Source organism: Micromonospora sp. NPDC005305, assembly GCF_040607315.1.
Taxonomy (GTDB): Bacteria; Actinomycetota; Actinomycetes; order Mycobacteriales; family Micromonosporaceae; genus Micromonospora.
The window spans coordinates 1-14,131 of sequence record NZ_JBEXGL010000032.1; the positions used below are offsets into that span (position 1 = coordinate 1).

At 69.5% G+C, this 14,131-nt stretch carries 14 protein-coding genes and 1 pseudogene; 13 read left to right on the plus strand and 2 right to left on the minus strand.

Annotated features, from left to right (window positions below; translation table 11 throughout):
- Window positions 1–94: 94 nt before the first annotated feature.
- Window positions 95–661 (minus strand): annotated as a pseudogene (locus ABZS80_RS30755) (NADPH:quinone reductase); the annotation flags it as partial.
- 201 nt (window positions 662–862) lie between these two features.
- Between ABZS80_RS30755 and ABZS80_RS30760 the strand changes: the two are divergent.
- Window positions 863–1,243, plus strand: a complete 381-nt coding sequence (locus ABZS80_RS30760) for a VOC family protein (protein WP_355061379.1) — start codon at window positions 863–865, stop codon at window positions 1,241–1,243.
- A 109-nt stretch (window positions 1,244–1,352) separates the two neighbouring features.
- On the opposite strand, the gene ABZS80_RS30765 is transcribed toward ABZS80_RS30760, so the two are convergent.
- Window positions 1,353–1,757 (minus strand): VOC family protein, encoded by a 405-nt coding sequence (locus tag ABZS80_RS30765; protein WP_355061381.1) that lies wholly within the window; start codon window positions 1,755–1,757, stop codon window positions 1,353–1,355.
- Between the two features lie 701 nt (window positions 1,758–2,458).
- Between ABZS80_RS30765 and ABZS80_RS30770 the strand changes: the two genes are divergently transcribed.
- From ABZS80_RS30770 to ABZS80_RS30825, 12 genes are read left to right on the plus strand one after another with little or no spacing between them, the layout of a single operon-like run.
- The gene (locus tag ABZS80_RS30770) at window positions 2,459–3,079 is read left to right on the plus strand and encodes a DUF4255 domain-containing protein (RefSeq protein ID WP_355061383.1); all 621 of its coding nucleotides are present in this window, start codon (window positions 2,459–2,461) and stop codon (window positions 3,077–3,079) included.
- Window positions 3,076–3,954: a hypothetical protein gene (locus ABZS80_RS30775; RefSeq protein ID WP_355061385.1), complete on the plus strand. Its 879-nt coding sequence runs from the start codon at window positions 3,076–3,078 to the stop codon at window positions 3,952–3,954. The genes ABZS80_RS30770 and ABZS80_RS30775 overlap by 4 nt, the downstream gene beginning before the upstream one ends.
- 10 nt (window positions 3,955–3,964) lie before the next feature.
- Complete coding sequence (locus tag ABZS80_RS30780) at window positions 3,965–5,797, plus strand: phage tail sheath subtilisin-like domain-containing protein (protein WP_355061387.1); 1,833 nt, start codon at window positions 3,965–3,967, stop codon at window positions 5,795–5,797.
- Window positions 5,798–5,813: 16 nt separating this feature from the next.
- On the plus strand, window positions 5,814–6,266 hold the full coding sequence (locus ABZS80_RS30785) for a phage tail protein (protein WP_189197106.1): 453 nt from the start codon (window positions 5,814–5,816) through the stop codon (window positions 6,264–6,266).
- 19 nt (window positions 6,267–6,285) lie between these two features.
- Complete coding sequence (locus ABZS80_RS30790; protein WP_355061390.1) at window positions 6,286–8,349, plus strand: phage tail sheath subtilisin-like domain-containing protein; 2,064 nt, start codon at window positions 6,286–6,288, stop codon at window positions 8,347–8,349.
- The gene (locus ABZS80_RS30795) at window positions 8,342–8,830 is read left to right on the plus strand and encodes a phage tail protein (RefSeq protein WP_189197108.1); all 489 of its coding nucleotides are present in this window, start codon (window positions 8,342–8,344) and stop codon (window positions 8,828–8,830) included. Before ABZS80_RS30790 ends, ABZS80_RS30795 begins: the two co-directional genes overlap by 8 nt.
- Window positions 8,830–10,095 (plus strand): hypothetical protein, encoded by a 1,266-nt coding sequence (locus ABZS80_RS30800; RefSeq protein WP_355061392.1) that lies wholly within the window; start codon window positions 8,830–8,832, stop codon window positions 10,093–10,095. The genes ABZS80_RS30795 and ABZS80_RS30800 overlap by 1 nt, the downstream gene beginning before the upstream one ends.
- Window positions 10,095–10,271 (plus strand): hypothetical protein, encoded by a 177-nt coding sequence (locus ABZS80_RS30805; protein WP_355061394.1) that lies wholly within the window; start codon window positions 10,095–10,097, stop codon window positions 10,269–10,271. Before ABZS80_RS30800 ends, ABZS80_RS30805 begins: the two co-directional genes overlap by 1 nt.
- Window positions 10,264–11,349 carry a contractile injection system protein, VgrG/Pvc8 family gene (locus ABZS80_RS30810; RefSeq protein WP_355061396.1) on the plus strand — a complete coding sequence of 362 codons (1,086 nt, stop codon included), beginning with the start codon at window positions 10,264–10,266 and terminating at the stop codon, window positions 11,347–11,349. The genes ABZS80_RS30805 and ABZS80_RS30810 overlap by 8 nt, the downstream gene beginning before the upstream one ends.
- 17 nt (window positions 11,350–11,366) lie before the next feature.
- Entirely contained in the window at window positions 11,367–12,011 is a 645-nt protein-coding gene (locus tag ABZS80_RS30815) for a phage baseplate assembly protein V (protein ID WP_355061398.1), read from the plus strand.
- Entirely contained in the window at window positions 12,008–13,729 is a 1,722-nt protein-coding gene (locus ABZS80_RS30820; RefSeq protein WP_355061400.1) for a hypothetical protein, read from the plus strand. The genes ABZS80_RS30815 and ABZS80_RS30820 overlap by 4 nt, the downstream gene beginning before the upstream one ends.
- A complete protein-coding gene (locus ABZS80_RS30825; RefSeq protein WP_355061402.1) occupies window positions 13,726–14,130 on the plus strand; it encodes a GPW/gp25 family protein in 405 nt (134 codons plus the stop codon). The genes ABZS80_RS30820 and ABZS80_RS30825 overlap by 4 nt, the downstream gene beginning before the upstream one ends.
- The last annotated feature ends 1 nt before the right edge of the window (window position 14,131 follow it).

Genomic DNA, 14,131 nt, shown 5'->3' on the forward strand with positions numbered 1-14,131 from the left:
CGCCCGCCCGGAACTCCGGATCGAACTGGCGTCTCGTCTCAGCCATGAACCTTTATCCCTCAAGCTCTGGCCTCCACGCTACGAGGGGAATGGCAATGGCAACCTCCGCGCCCAGCTGGCGGGCCAGTGCCAGTTTGACGTCGCTGGACGCGGCCGCCGCCACCCGCGCTCCGGCGTCGACGGCTAGCTGCACCAGCAGTGATCCGGCTCCGCCGGCAGCCGCTGAAACCAGCACCCATTCGCCCTTCTCCGGCATGCCGAGCCGGTCCATGCTGAGCGCGGTCACGCCGTCATGCACCAGCGCCGCGGCCGCCTCGATGGTTAGGCCGTCAGGCACCGGCATGATCTCCTCGACGTTCGCGACGACTCGTTCGGCGTAACCGGTGCTGGTCCGTACGACCACCTGCCGACCGGTCCATGTCGGGTCCACCCTGTCGCCGGTCTCCACCACCGCGCCCGCTCCGCCACCACCCGGCACGTACGGCAACGTCCGCGGGAACAAGTCCTGCCCCCAACCGCCGCGAAGCAGGGTGTCGAGGAGAATGACGTCCGCTGCGGCCATGCCGACGACAACCTGACCGGGTCCGGGCACCGGGTCAGGCAGTTCCACGGGCGACAGCACATCCGGATCGCCGAACGCAGCCACCTGGATTGCGCGCATGTGTAGTACCCCTTACGTGAGACAGCATCCTGACCAGTGTTCAAGCTGCACCTTGGTTGAGGTCAAGATGCGCGCTCAGGCCATGATCAGGTGCACACATTTGCCGCGGACCGCGGGTCACGGAGCGCGGCCGGCTGTCCACGGGTGGCGACGCGCGGACGTGCCGATGACAGCGTGTCGTAGCTCGCGTACGTTGGCGCCGTGGCGACTTTTTGGACCTTGGGATGCGATGCCGACGATCCCCAGCGGGTTGCTGCTTTCTGGGCGCTGGCCCTCGGCTATGTCAAGGAATCCGGTTTCGACGAGCCGGACAACGCGTCCATCGTCGGCCCGGACGGCCGGGGCCCTGCCATTGGTTTCCTCAAGGTGCCCGAGGGCAAGTCCGCCAAGAACCGTGTGCATATCGATATCCGGGTGGCCGGTCCAGGCCCCTGGGACATGGCCGAGCGCGCCCGACTGATCCGGCAGAAAGTGCCGCTGGTTGCCGCCGGCGCGACGGTGGTCTGCGAGGAGTGGTACGGCGACGTCCTTGGGCACGTCGTCATGCATGACCTCGAGGGCAACGAGTTCTGCGTGGCTTGATGCCATGATCAGTGCCGCATCCCGGCATCCGGATCTGCCGCTGATGGGGCGTTGGCGGATCCGAGTGCGGGACACGTCCGACTCTGCCGAGAAGCGGGCGTGCAGTCGACTACGTGGCGTTGGACCAGGCGCGGCTGGACAGGACAAGCCGATACCCGTCGGGGTCCTCCACTGTCACACCCCATCGGTCCCAGTACGCGCCTTGGGCGATCCGCCGGCCGCCGGCCTTCTCAAGCCTGGCGACCAAGGACTCGTCGATCGGCGTGGACAGATACAGCACGAGCAGGTCTTCGGCTGTCGGTGACGGTGAGACCTGCAGGTTGGGTCCTCCGACAAGTTCGAGGTGCCATGATGCCTGTGGCCAGCCGAGCATGACCAAGTCATGCTCGTCGGGAGAGTCGGCGGCCGCACGGTAGAGCACATGCAATCCGAGCCCCTGAACGTAGAACCGTTCAGTGGCTGCTAGGTCACCGCTGGGGCGAGCAAGGCGGATCGCCGCCGTGGGGTCGATCATCCGAGTAACTCCGTTCTCTCGATCGACGAGCACTATTCAAGCTCAACCCGACTTAAGGTCAAGCCAGCGCATGCTTCTAGCCGCTGACAAGGCGCGGCGCCGCTTAGGTGAGCGGCCACGATCTCTGACGAACGACCTGCAGGACGGTTCGTCTTAGCCTGGCCGCAGCAACCCGGGTCACGGCCCGGGATCGGGGGAGCAGGTTGGGAGCAACGGGGTGCACTGAACGGCCCTCAACCGCACCGAACGGCATCCGACTGCAGGCAACTGCACCCGCCCCTGCCTGCGGCTTCTCGTTTCCGCAGGTCAGAGTCGGTGCAGCGTCCTGCTTCACACCGAAGTGGTCAGGGTTGGCTGCTCCCCGCGTGGCTGGTGCCGGCGTTCGTCTTGCGGCCCGTTGACGCCGGTCATGAGTTCCTTGCCGCATCGACGCGCGCCTCTGGGAGCCGTCGTGGTGGCGCCGGTGTGGCTCCCGGAGGTTGAGACTCGAATCCCGCCAGCAACCTTCTGAGCAGGGCTTCCTGCTCGGTGACCTCTTCGGCGGCCCCGAAGTGTTCGCCCTGCTGAGATGGATGCTCCTCAAGCTGTCCCTCGCGCCTCGGCATCCGTAGACGGTGGCACCAGTGATGCCGACAGGAGGAAGCGACAAAACCGGCGAAAGCGACGACATTGCCGAGACGGCGTAGATACAGTCTCTTCTCGTGGCGGGTTTCCGGAGCATCGCGGCGGTCGGCAAGAGCATCGAGTTTGCACTCGCTGCTGGCTTCGCCGCCGAGGAGCCGGTAAGGACCCATGCCACCCAGGTTCGGCTGGTGCGGACCGAGGACTTCGACACCGCTTCGTCGACGTTGGTGCGCCCGGCGTTGTCGGTGCTCCTGTATCGGGTGGATCTCAACAAGACGATGAGGGCTAGTTGGTCGTCCGTAGGTGCGGTGGACGGGCGGGCGCACCTACCGGTCGATCTGCACTTCCTGTTGACGGCGTGGGCCGACAACGCCGAACACGAGCACCAGATCATCGGGCGGGCCATTCAGCTCCTGGAGGAGCTGGGAGCGCTGAGTGGCCCCTTGCTGCACCCGGACGGTGACTGGACTGCGAACGAGGCGGTACAGCTCTATCTCGAGGACATCTCGACCGATGACCTCATGCGCACGTTCGATAGCCTGACCTGCGACTTCCGGCTCAGTATCCCGTATGTCGCCAGGGTCGTGGTGGTATCTACCCGCGATGGGGTGCCTCTGTCTGACGTCCTGACCCACGTTCAGGGCCTGCGCCCCGACCTGGCCGATGCCGGGGCCCGCACGGTCGGGGCGACGCGGTGAACGAGATCCTTTCACCGGTGTGGGACGAGCATGTCAGGCGGCTTCGGCTCGGCATCGCACCGCGCGACGCGTTGAGCGGGCGAGACGTCTTTGACGGGCTCGACCTGCACCTGGAAGATGTGCCGCGGCCGCATCCCGTTCGGTTGTCGGCGATCGCGGCAGCCGACGACGCAATCGGGCTACCGAGGATCCGGCCCAACCCGTCCGGTCGATTCGCCATCGCCTTCGGGGGCCCTTCCACCCATCGGCCGCGCCTCGTGCTGCGCATCGTTGACCCACGCCGGCGATACGTGCCCCGGCGCCTGTCGGTGCCGGTACCACACCTCGCTACAGTGCGGGCTTTTGAGCGAGGCCACGACATCGACCCGACGCGGCCGTTGGCGGGGCGGGCCTGCCGTCCGGTGCTATTTCCCGGAGCGGACCACGGTGCCCTGCCCAGCGCTACAGTGCTGCGCGGCCGGGTCACCTGGGGAGCCGGCGGCCCACCGGCGCCGTGGGTGAGGGTGGAGGCACGGCCGACCGCTGGCCACGGGCCGGTGCGGTGGCGCGGACATGGCGACGACCGCGGTGAGTTCGTGCTCGTCATCGGCGCCCTGCCGTTGCAACTGGCCAAGCGGCCAGCCCGGACGGTCGATGTCGAGGTCGTGGTGCGCGCACGGCCCTTGCCGCCGTCGGGCACGCCCGTCGACTCGCCGGCCGACAGCCGGGAGGACCCGCTGTGGCACCTGCCGATTGAACCGGTGGGAAACCTGGACCCGGCCGACGGGGTGAGCACCGGCGCCGCCGTCCCCGCCGGTTACACAAAGATCGCCGTGCAGACGGTGCGGTGCTGGCGCGGCGGTGTTACTCGGCCACCGCCGTTCGTCCTTACCTGAGAGGAAGACCATGCCTGAGTACCTTGCTCCGGGCGTGTTCGTCGAAGAGACTAGCTTCCGGTCGAAGTCGATCGAGGGCGTGCCCACCTCGACGACAGGCTTCGCCGGGGTCACCCGGTACGGACCGGTCCAGTACACCGGCGGTCCGCGCGCGACCGAACCCAGGCTCGTCACCAGCTACGTCGAGTTCGAGCGGATCTACGGCAAGCTGCAGCCGCTCGATACCAGCCGGCTGCCGTACGTCGCCCACGCGGCCCGCGCGTTCTTCCTCAACGGCGGACGGCGCCTGTACATCTCCCGCGTCTACAGGCCCGTCTCAGGAGACGCCGGTCTGGCGTCCATCGACGTGTCGGTGCCGTCGCCGACACCGTCGGTCGCGCGGCTACGGGCCCGCTGGCCGGGCTACGCGGGCAACGTCGCGGTTACCGTGCAGGCGGTACGCAGCGGCGACGTAGGCCTCCACACGGGCAGTGCCGCGTGCGCCAACCTTGTCGGTGACGGATCTGTGCTCGAGGTCGTGCCACAGTCTGACCAGCTGCCCGGGCCGCTCACCCCAATCGATTTCACCCGGCTGCGTATCGTTCGGAAGAACCCGGACAAGACACAGACATTCCTCGACGCCCAGGGCAACCCGGCGCCGCCGGCGGTCTCCGCGTGGCTGCTTCCGGTGCAAGTGTCGGTGACGGTGGCGGTCGACGACGACCGGCAGGACCACTACCCCCGGCTTGACCTCGACCCGTCGGGACCCCGCGCCATCGGAAAGATCCTCGCGCTGGACGACCCGGAGGACGAGGACTGCGTCGTCTGGTTCGACTACGACTTCACCTCGACCAGCACGAACCCGATCTGGCTGCTCAAGGGGCTGGTGGGCGACGGCAAGCCGTGCAGGACGTTCCGGCTCGAGGGTGGAAAGGACGGGGTGCCGCCGGGGCCGGACGACCTTCAGGGCAAGCCGGCCGACCCTGATGTGGCCGAGCGTAAGGCCACTGGCCTGGAAGCGTTGGCGGAGGTGGACGACATCGCCATTGTCGCGCTGCCCGATGCCGGTGCGTTGGACACGCCGGAGCAGCGGCAGGTTGCCACTCAATATCTGATAGACCACGCAGAGGCCTGCAAGTACCGCATCGCGGTGGTGGACGGGCCGTGTGGCGCGTCGATGAACGAGATCCGCGCGTTCCGCGGCAACTTCGACTCCAAGTACGCCGCGCTCTACCACCCCTGGGTGGAGGTGCTTGACCCGAACAGCCCGACCGTGCCCGGGGTGCCGGTGCAGAAGCTGTGCCTGCCGCCGTCAGGCTTCGTCACCGGGATCTACGCGCGCACCGACGTCGCGCGTGGCGTGTTTAAGGCACCGGCGAACGAGGTTGTATTCGGGTTGACGCGGTTCGAGATGAACATCAACCAGGGCCGCAACGAGGTCCTGAACCCTGAGCACATCAATGCGCTGCGCCTCTTTCCCGGTCGTGGTCACCGCGTGTGGGGCGCTCGCACGCTCAGTTCGGACCCTGAGTGGCTGTACGTCAACGTGCGGCGGCTGTTCATCTACCTGGAGCACTCCATCGACAAGGCGACCCAGTGGGCGGTGTTCGAACCGAACGGGGAGCCGCTGTGGCGCAACATCGCCCGCACCGTCAAGGACTTCCTCGAGGTCCAGTGGCGAAACGGAGCGCTGCTTGGCACAACTCCCGACCAGGCGTACTTCGTACGTTGCGACCGCACCACCATGACGCAGAACGATCTCGACAATGGCCGGCTCATCTGTCTGATCGGGGTGGCGCCGGTGAAGCCGGCGGAGTTCGTGGTCTTCCGGATCGGACAGTTCACCGCGGACGCCCGCGGCTGACAAGAGGAGACGGACCGTGGCAGCCAAGCGTGACAACCCGTACGGGGCATTCAACTTTCGGGTGGAGTTCGGCGACGTGGACGGCGGCGGCCCCATCGAGGCCGGGTTCTCCGACGTGTCCGGCCTGGGCAACGAGATCAACTTCTCCGAATACCGCACCGGCGTCGACAAGTTCAACACGATGCGTAAGGTTGCGAACACCTTCAAGCTCGACGAGGTCACGCTGAAGCGGGGCCTGGTCGGCTCCACCGACATCTTCGAGTGGATCAAGGCGGTGCGCGACGGCCGGTACCAGCCACGCACCGTCACCATCGTGATGCTCGACGAGTCCCGCAACGAGGTGCTCAACATCGTCCTGCGCAACGCCCAGCCGAAGAAGTGGGTCGGCCCGACGCTCGCCGCCAAGGGCGGCGGCGAGGTAGCGCTGGAGGAACTGCACCTGGTGCACGAGGGCATCGAGTACGAGTGACGGGGGCGGACCGGTGACGGTGGACATCGCGGGCGTGGCGGGAGGCGCGCCGCCGTTCGCGCTGGGCGCGCCAGGCGTGTACTTCGCGTCGGCCGCGCGGGCGCCGCGGCTGGTCGTCGAGCCGATGGACGAGGTCGCATTCGTCGGTGTCGCCCCGCGCGGCCCTGCCTGGGAGCCGGTCGACGATCCGACCCTGGTCGAGGCCGGCGTCGCGTACGCACGGTCCGTGGCAGTCGCCGTCGACAGCTGGGACGGATACTTGGAGCGCTTCGGTGGCTTCGAGGGCGAGGGCCTGCTCCCGCACGCCGTTGCCACCTTTTTCGCCCAGGGCGGCCGGCGCGCCCACATCGTACGGATCGTCCATCGGGGACCAGATCGGCCGAACGTCGGCCGACCACCCCCTGGATGCGCGCGTCTGCAGCTCTCCTCACCGGTGTGCGTCACCGGCGGCGCTCCGCTGGCCCTCCGGGCCCGCAACGAGGGCTCCTGGGGCAACCGGCTGGTCGTCCGGTTGACATTCCCGTCCCGGCCGGTGCACGCCCAGCCGCTGACCGAGTCGACGCTGCGCCTGGACCCCGGCGGGTCGCTGCCGGCCGGCGCGCTGCTGCGGATTCGCTCGGCTGGGCGCGTCGCCGTCGCGTTCGTCTCCGCCCTGCGCCGGGTCGGCCGACGTGGTGATCCGCGCCACGATCTCGTTGCCGTGCTCGACCGGCCGGTTGTGATGGCCGGACCGGCCGTGGTCGAACTGGTCACCGCCCAACTCCTGGTGACTGACGAGGACCCGGCACGGCTGCGCCAGGAGCACTTCCCCGGGCTGGGTCTGCACCCCGCACATCCGCGGTTCCTGCCCGATGTAGTGCGGCGGGAGTCTCGCCTGGTCGACGTGCTTGGCGACGACGGCGGGCAGGTGGAACTGGTCGACCCGGCGGCCACCGAGGTGGTCGCTCGGGGCTACTGCGGAGCCGACCGGTGGCACCTGATCACGCCCGAGGACTTCTTCGGTCGTCTGACCGATGGCGATGACACCGGCGTGGAGGGACTGGACTGCCTGCTCGGCGCGCCCGGGGCCGCGACCGTGGTGGTCCCTGACCTTTACCGCGCCGAGCGGCTGCCGCCCGCCCCGCCGGCCCCGGCGACTGCGCCTGACCCGCAGTTCCGCCCGTGCCGCCCGGCGACCCCTTCACGCGCGACCGGCAGTGCACCCGGGCCCGGGCTGGCCAGCCTGCGGCTGGACCCCACCGCGCCCAAGGTGCTCGAGCGTATTGTGGCGCTTCAGCAGCGGCTGGTCGCCGTCGCCGAGCGGCTGAACCTGGTCGCCCTGCTCGACGTGCCGCCGGGACTGCTTGCACGGCAGGTACTGGCCTGGCGGAGCTCGTTCGACTCCTCCCACGCGGCGGCCTACCACCCGTGGCTACGCGCCCCCGCCGATGAGCCTGCGCCCGCCGGTGCGCAACGCGTTGCCGGACGTCCTGTTCGGCGCGACCCAACCGGTCCATTGCTACTCCTGCCGCCGTCGGCGGTGGCAGCCGGCATCATCGCCCGGTGTGAGCTGCGTCAGGGCGTCAGCCGCGGTCCGGCCAACGAGCCCGCGTTCGGCGTGGTCGACGTGGCCGAACGGGTCGATGGCGAGCGGCACACCGAACTGCATGGTCTCGGCGTCAATGTGTTCTTGCCCGAGCCGGACGGGGTGCGGCTGACCGGATGCCGGACCCTGGCCACAGACCGGGCGTGGCGGCAACTCACCGCCCGGCGACTGCTGCTGCTCATCGAACGGGTGGTGCGACGGCAGCTGCAGTGGACCGTCTTCGAACCCGACGGCACCCAGCTGCGGGCCGGGCTGCAGCGCCAGCTCGACCAGCTTCTCGCGGACCTGTCCGCCGAAGGTGCCTTCGCCGGTGCCACACCGGAGACATCCTGGTTCGTGCACGTCGCTTCCGGTCCCGGTGTGGGCCGGGTGGTGGTCGAGGTGGGAGTCGCGCCGTCCGAACCCGCAGAGTTCATCGTGGTGCGGGTCGCGATCAATGCCGAGGGCGCCACGGAGACCAGCCTGTCAGTCGGGCCGGGGGTGATCCGCCATGGCTGACCTATTCGCCCGCGCGTTCCGGTTCCGCGTGACCCTGTCGCCGTCGCCGAAACCGGGTGCGCCGCCCGGCGGAGGGACCCTGGGGGATGGCGCATTCCAGGAGTGCTCCGGCCTGGACCTGGAGATGGACGTTGCCGAGTACGTCGAAGGTGGCCGGAACAACGGCGTCATCCAGCGAGCCGGGCGCGCCAAGGTGACCCGAATCGTCCTGCGGCGCGGCATGCTCCATCCGGCCGCCGGCCGGGTCGACGGCGACCTGTGGCGGTGGTTCCAGGACGTGGTCGATGGGGTGCGCCCGCTGCGGCGCTACGACGGCACCATCGCCGTACTCGACGAGGACGAACAGCCCGTCGCCGTCTGGACTTTCACCCGCGGACTGCCGGCGAAGGTGGTCGGACCACAGCTCAACGCGCGCACCGGCGAGGTGGCTATCGAAGAGCTGCAGATCGCCCATGAGGGCCTGCGCTTGGAGGCGAGTTGATGGAGTTCAAGAAGGCGTCTCTGCAGGAAGTGTCGCCACAGCCAACCAACCCGCCCAAGAACGTGGGAAACCCCATCGAGGTGCAAATCAACCCGGCGACCCTACGGGTGCAGATGACCAGCACCGCCGACTTCGGCAAGGACGCCGGGCGGCAGAAGACCCAGTACCAGGGGTCGACATCGACGCTGACCTTCGACCTGGTCTACGACACCGCCGACGAGGGCACCACGGAGGCGCCGGTCGACGTGCGCACCCGCACCCGCCAGCTGGAACGGTTCGTGCTGCCGCAGATGGCCCAGGCGAAGTCGGTGCCGCCGCGGCTGCGATTCACCTACGGCACGTTCTCGGTGGTCGGCGTGATGACAGCGCTCAACACCGACTTCGACTTTTTCGCCGCCAGCGGTACGCCGCTGCGGGCCAAGTGCGCGGTCACCATCAAGGTGCAGAACCCTGAGTTCGATGCGAATCTCGCCGGAGCCGGGACGAACACCGGGGCGGGCGCGACGCCGCCGGTGCCACCGGGTGCCGGTGGGGCCGGTGCCCAGGTTCCGCCAACGCCCCCGCCGCCGGACCGCACCGGTACCGCACTAGCGGGGGAGAGCGCACCCGATTTCGCCAACCGGATGGGCCTGGACCCACGCGCCTGGAAAGGGCTGCAGGGCATCACCGACCCGGTACGGCTAGAGGCCGGCCAGCGCATCGACTTCTCCGCGTCTCTGTCGCTGGACGCCGGGCTGGGCGTGGAGATCGCCCTCAGAGGGCGGTCCGAACGGGGCGCGAACGACCGCCCGGGCGACGGCGGGGGCGCGGTGCCCGCCCGCGCCCCGGCGGGGGGTCCCGCGCTGACCGCGGCGGGCGGACTCACCCGCGCCCTCGACCGGGCAGCGGCCCACAATGCTGGGGCGGCGGCCGAGCGCAACCGGAACGCCTTTGCCGCCGACCCCCCCGCAGCCGGCGCCGCCGTGACCGTGCGCGCCGGCGACCGCGCCCCGCAGCCGGCTGGCCTGCCCGTCGCCGACCGCCGGGCCGTTACGTTCGGGTTCGGGGTGCCGCTGCGGCCGCGGCTGGCCGCCGCCGGCCCCGCCTCGACGGGGCTGGTGCACGTGCGCGGACGCACGGTCGCCTCGGGCGGCACGCTACCTCCGCAGACCGACGACCCGACGGTGCCGGGCTGGCGTGCACTGGCAGCCGTCCCGGCGGCGGCTGCGGCCGCGCCAATGTGCGGATGCAGGCGCGCATGCGGGCGCAGCTGTGGAGGTGGGTGATGGCTGTCCACGTCGGCGAGATCACCTCGCAGGTGGAGGTCCAGCGAATGGCCGAAGAGCCGCCGGCAGGCGGCGACCAGCCGTCGGTGTGGGAGCGGCACGAACAGTACCGCCGCCAGGCGGAGGAGGAGGAGCGCCGCCGGGCGCGGGTCGCGGGGGAGGGCTTCGATGGTTGAGGCACCCGCGTACGCGGCGACAGCTCCCGTGTTCACCGTCAACGGCGCCCGCGAACCAGACCTCGGCCGCGACCTGGTCCGCCTCGATGTCGAGGAGGACGTCGAGGGCCTGCGCACGCTGCGCGCCCACGTCCTCGCCAGCGCGCCACGCGAGCGGCCAACCACCGACGTTGTGGAATACCTCGACGGCCAGCCACTCGACTTCGGCAAGCGGCTGTCCGTGTCGCTCGGCCCCCCCGGCAACGAGAAGGTGGTGTTCACCGGCACCGTGTCGGCGCTGGAGGTCCACTTCGCCGAGGGTGACGTGCCGCACGTCAGCATGCTGGCCGAGGACGAGTTGATGCGGCTGCGGATGACCCAGCGTTCGGCAACCTACGTGAGGGTCTCGGATGCTGACGTGGCCCGTACCATCGCCGCCCGGCACGGGCTCACGCCCCGCGTGGCCGCGGACGGACCCACATACGACGTGGTGCAGCAGGTCAACCAGAGCGACCTGGCGTTCCTGAGGGAACGGGCCCGACGTATCCAGGCCGAAGTATGGGCCATGGACGGCGCGTTACACCTGGCCACCCGCGACCGGCGGCCCGGCACTGTAGTGACTCTGGTGCGGGGCAGCGACCTGATCAGCGTGACCGTCCGGGCGGACCTGGCCGAACAGTGCAGCGCTGTGCACGTGTCCGGCTACAACGCCGCGACGCGGGCTCCCATCGAGACCCAGGCCCCGGCAACCACCGTCGACGCCGAGGTGTCAGGTGGTCGCACCGGCCCGCAGACCCTGCAGCGGGCGTTCGGAGTGCTGCCGGGGCGCAGCGTCCGCGACGTCCCGCTCGTCGAGTCCGAGGCGCGAGCGTTGGCTCGGGCGGAGATGCTGCGCCGGTCCCGCCGGTTCGTGCGGGTGCACGGGGTAACCACCGGCACACCGCAACTCGTCGTCGGCAGCAAGCTCACCCTCACCCGGTGCGGCCGCCCCTTCGACGGTCCGGGCTACTACGTGACGCGCGTACACCACAGCTACGACCTGGCCAAAGGGCTGCGGACCAGGTTCGAGGCCGAACGACCCACCGTCAACCAGGGATGAGAGACGGAGGACCCGCAGTGCAAAGCAACAACTCCTACTTTGGCCTGTACCCGGCGATCGTCACCGACATCGTGGACCCGGACCGCCTCGGCCGTATCCAGGTGCGGTACCCGTGGCTCGGCGACGCCGACGCCGACGTACGGGCCTGGGCCACGCTGCTGACCCCGTACGCCGACGACAACCAGGGATTCCTGGCGCTACCGGAGGTCGGCACACAGGTCGTCGTCGGGTTCGAGGCGGGAGCCCTGCGCCGGCCCTACGTGGTGGGCTCCTGCTGGAACGGCCGCGAAACCATGCCGGTCACCCCGACCCGCCCCAACGACCGACGGGTCATCAAAACCCGGTCGGGCAGCCTTCTAGAGTTCGACGACAACGCCGCCGGGTCAAAGGTCACACTGCAGACCGAAAACGGCCACCAGGTGGTGCTCGACGAGGCGAGCCGGCAACTGTCGGTCACCCACCAGGACGGCTCCACGGTCACCTTCACCGCCGCCGGTCAGATCCAGGTGCGGGCGAACGCGACCGTGGAGGTGACGGCAGCCGCGCTCAACGTTCACGCGCCCACCGCGGCCTTTGACGGCATCGTGACCTGCACCAACATGATCGCCAGCGTGGGCGTGGTGTCACCCAGCTACACCCCCGGCGCGGGGAACGTCTGGTGACCGCCACGGTGCAGACCCACGTGGGCCACGACTGGCACCTGGTGGCGCCGTGGTGGCACTGGCCGCTGCGGGACCCGACCGACCCCACCGGCCCCGGCCGCCCCGCGGACCGGCGCGCGGTCCGCACCTCCGCACCCGTGCTGCAAAAGTACGACTCACCGGATCTGGTCAACATGTTCCTGGCCGACCCGCAACGACGATTGGAGTTCCGGCCCGACACCGACGAGGTCTTCACGCTGTCCAGCAACGGGTACGGCCGCATTCCGACCCGGCGCGGCACAGGCCGCCGCAAGCTGTACCTCGGCTCGCACCACCGCCATTACCTCGTCGTGTGCTCGTTGCACTGCGACGTCGCAGGCTTCCCGACCGCCTGCCGAGCGGATGTGTGCGAGGCCGGGTTCGTGGTCCGCCGCCGCACCACCGACCTGCCACGGCAGCCGGATCCGCAGCTGCAGCGCGCGCTGCGCCGCCACAGCACGCTCCGACGCCGCCGCGAGGTGATCGAGCAGCAGATGGCAGCGCTGCGGGCCGGCGAGAAGACCGGCGGCCTGCGAGCCGCCACGCTGGAGGCCCGCCTGCGGCTTGCAGACCGGGCCGAACTCGAGGCGCGCACCGTCGTGCAAACCTGGGCCCGTAGCGCCGGTGCGGTCCGCCAGCTGCAGGGCTGGATCCCCACCGGCGTCGACGGCGACGGCAAGCTCGTGCCCCGCCCCGCGTGCACCGGGTCGCCGGAGGTGACACCCCTGGCCGGCATCGGGGAGTGGGCGTCGGTCGAGGAGGTGTCCGAGCAGATCACAGAGGCGACGTACCCGCTTACCCCGCTGGTCGCCGACCCAACCAGGCCAGGCCACGACGCCACCGGCGAGACCATCTACTTCGGAGTCGTGCCGACCGGGTCCTCGGATGTGGATGACCGTGGCGCCGCCCGGTTCGATGAAGATGCCGTGTACGAAATCCGCTGCTTCGTGCGCCGGCACCGGTCGCAATGCCCACGCGACGGCGCCCACTGCCACTGTCCGGTCACCTGGTCCCAACCGACCCCGGCATACCAGCTCGCCGCCCACTTCGACCTGGAGGGCACCGCCAACCGACCGGTCACTGTGCAAATGCCCGACCTGCGGCAACTGCACGCCGACGCGATCCGGCTCGGCCCAGGAGGGACCGGCGGCGTACGGTTCCGGTCACCGGTCAACTCCGAGCTAGCCTTCACCGCCAAGAACCTGGAGGCAACCGAAGCAAAGAAGAATACCGCCATCCAGATCTGCTCCTTCGCCATCCCCTTGCTGACGATCGTGGCGTTCTTCGTGTTCCGGCTGTTCCTGCCGATCCTCGTGTTCGTCTTCCAGCTGTGGTCCCTGCTGCTACTGCGCTTCTGTATTCCACCCGACGTGAAAATCGACGCAGACCTGGCCGGAAAGTTCGAGGCGCTCGGCGGCGGCCTGGAGATCGACGGCGCGGTGGCCGCCACCATCGCAAGGGACGCGAAGGTCGATGAGGCACTGACCAAGCTGCTCGGAGGCATCAGCTACCAGCCGACCGGAACGCCAGCGCGAACAACCCTGGCCGGCGCGGTGAAGCAGGCGCACAAGAACGGAAAGCTTGACGACCGCATGTACGCGGTCCTCGCCCGCAGCGCGCTTGCCCAGCGTCCGAAGGCGGCCGTGCCCGGTCGCGTGTTCGCCCCCCGGATAAGCCGTTCGAAGGTGGTGCGGCCGTGATCGTCTCCGACCCGCTGGGCACCGGCTGGCGCTTCCCGCCCGAACCGGCCGGCGACGGCACGCTGGACTGGCAGAGCGGCCCCGCACTGATCCGCCAGTCGATCCTGCTCATCCTCGACACCGACCCCGGCGAACGCGTCATGCGCCCCGACTTCGGCTGCGGCCTGCGCAAGTACTTGATGGAACCCAACACGCCCGCCACCCGGGCCGCCATCGCCCGGGATGTCGATGCGGCGCTGCGGGCCTTCGAGCCCCGAATCGTGGTCACCGACGTCGACGTTGCACCTACCGACGACCCGGCCGTCGTGCTCGTGTCGATCGGCTACACCCACGTCCGCGACCGCAGCACCGACAGTCTGCGGGTACCGCTCGGGCTCTCCGGCCCGACTGGAGGTGGCTGAG

Bases quoted from the DNA above. Each gene is read 5' to 3' on its own strand.
- ABZS80_RS30765 (WP_355061381.1), bottom strand. From the start codon at position 1,757: ATGATCGACCCCACGGCGGCGATCCGCCTTGCTCGCCCCAGCGGTGAC.
- ABZS80_RS30780 (WP_355061387.1), top strand. From the start codon at position 3,965: ATGCCTGAGTACCTTGCTCCGGGCGTGTTCGTCGAAGAGACTAGCTTC.
- ABZS80_RS30795 (WP_189197108.1), top strand. From the start codon at position 8,342: ATGGCTGACCTATTCGCCCGCGCGTTCCGGTTCCGCGTGACCCTGTCG.
- ABZS80_RS30800 (WP_355061392.1), top strand. From the start codon at position 8,830: ATGGAGTTCAAGAAGGCGTCTCTGCAGGAAGTGTCGCCACAGCCAACC.
- ABZS80_RS30805 (WP_355061394.1), top strand. From the start codon at position 10,095: ATGGCTGTCCACGTCGGCGAGATCACCTCGCAGGTGGAGGTCCAGCGA.
- ABZS80_RS30810 (WP_355061396.1), top strand. From the start codon at position 10,264: ATGGTTGAGGCACCCGCGTACGCGGCGACAGCTCCCGTGTTCACCGTC.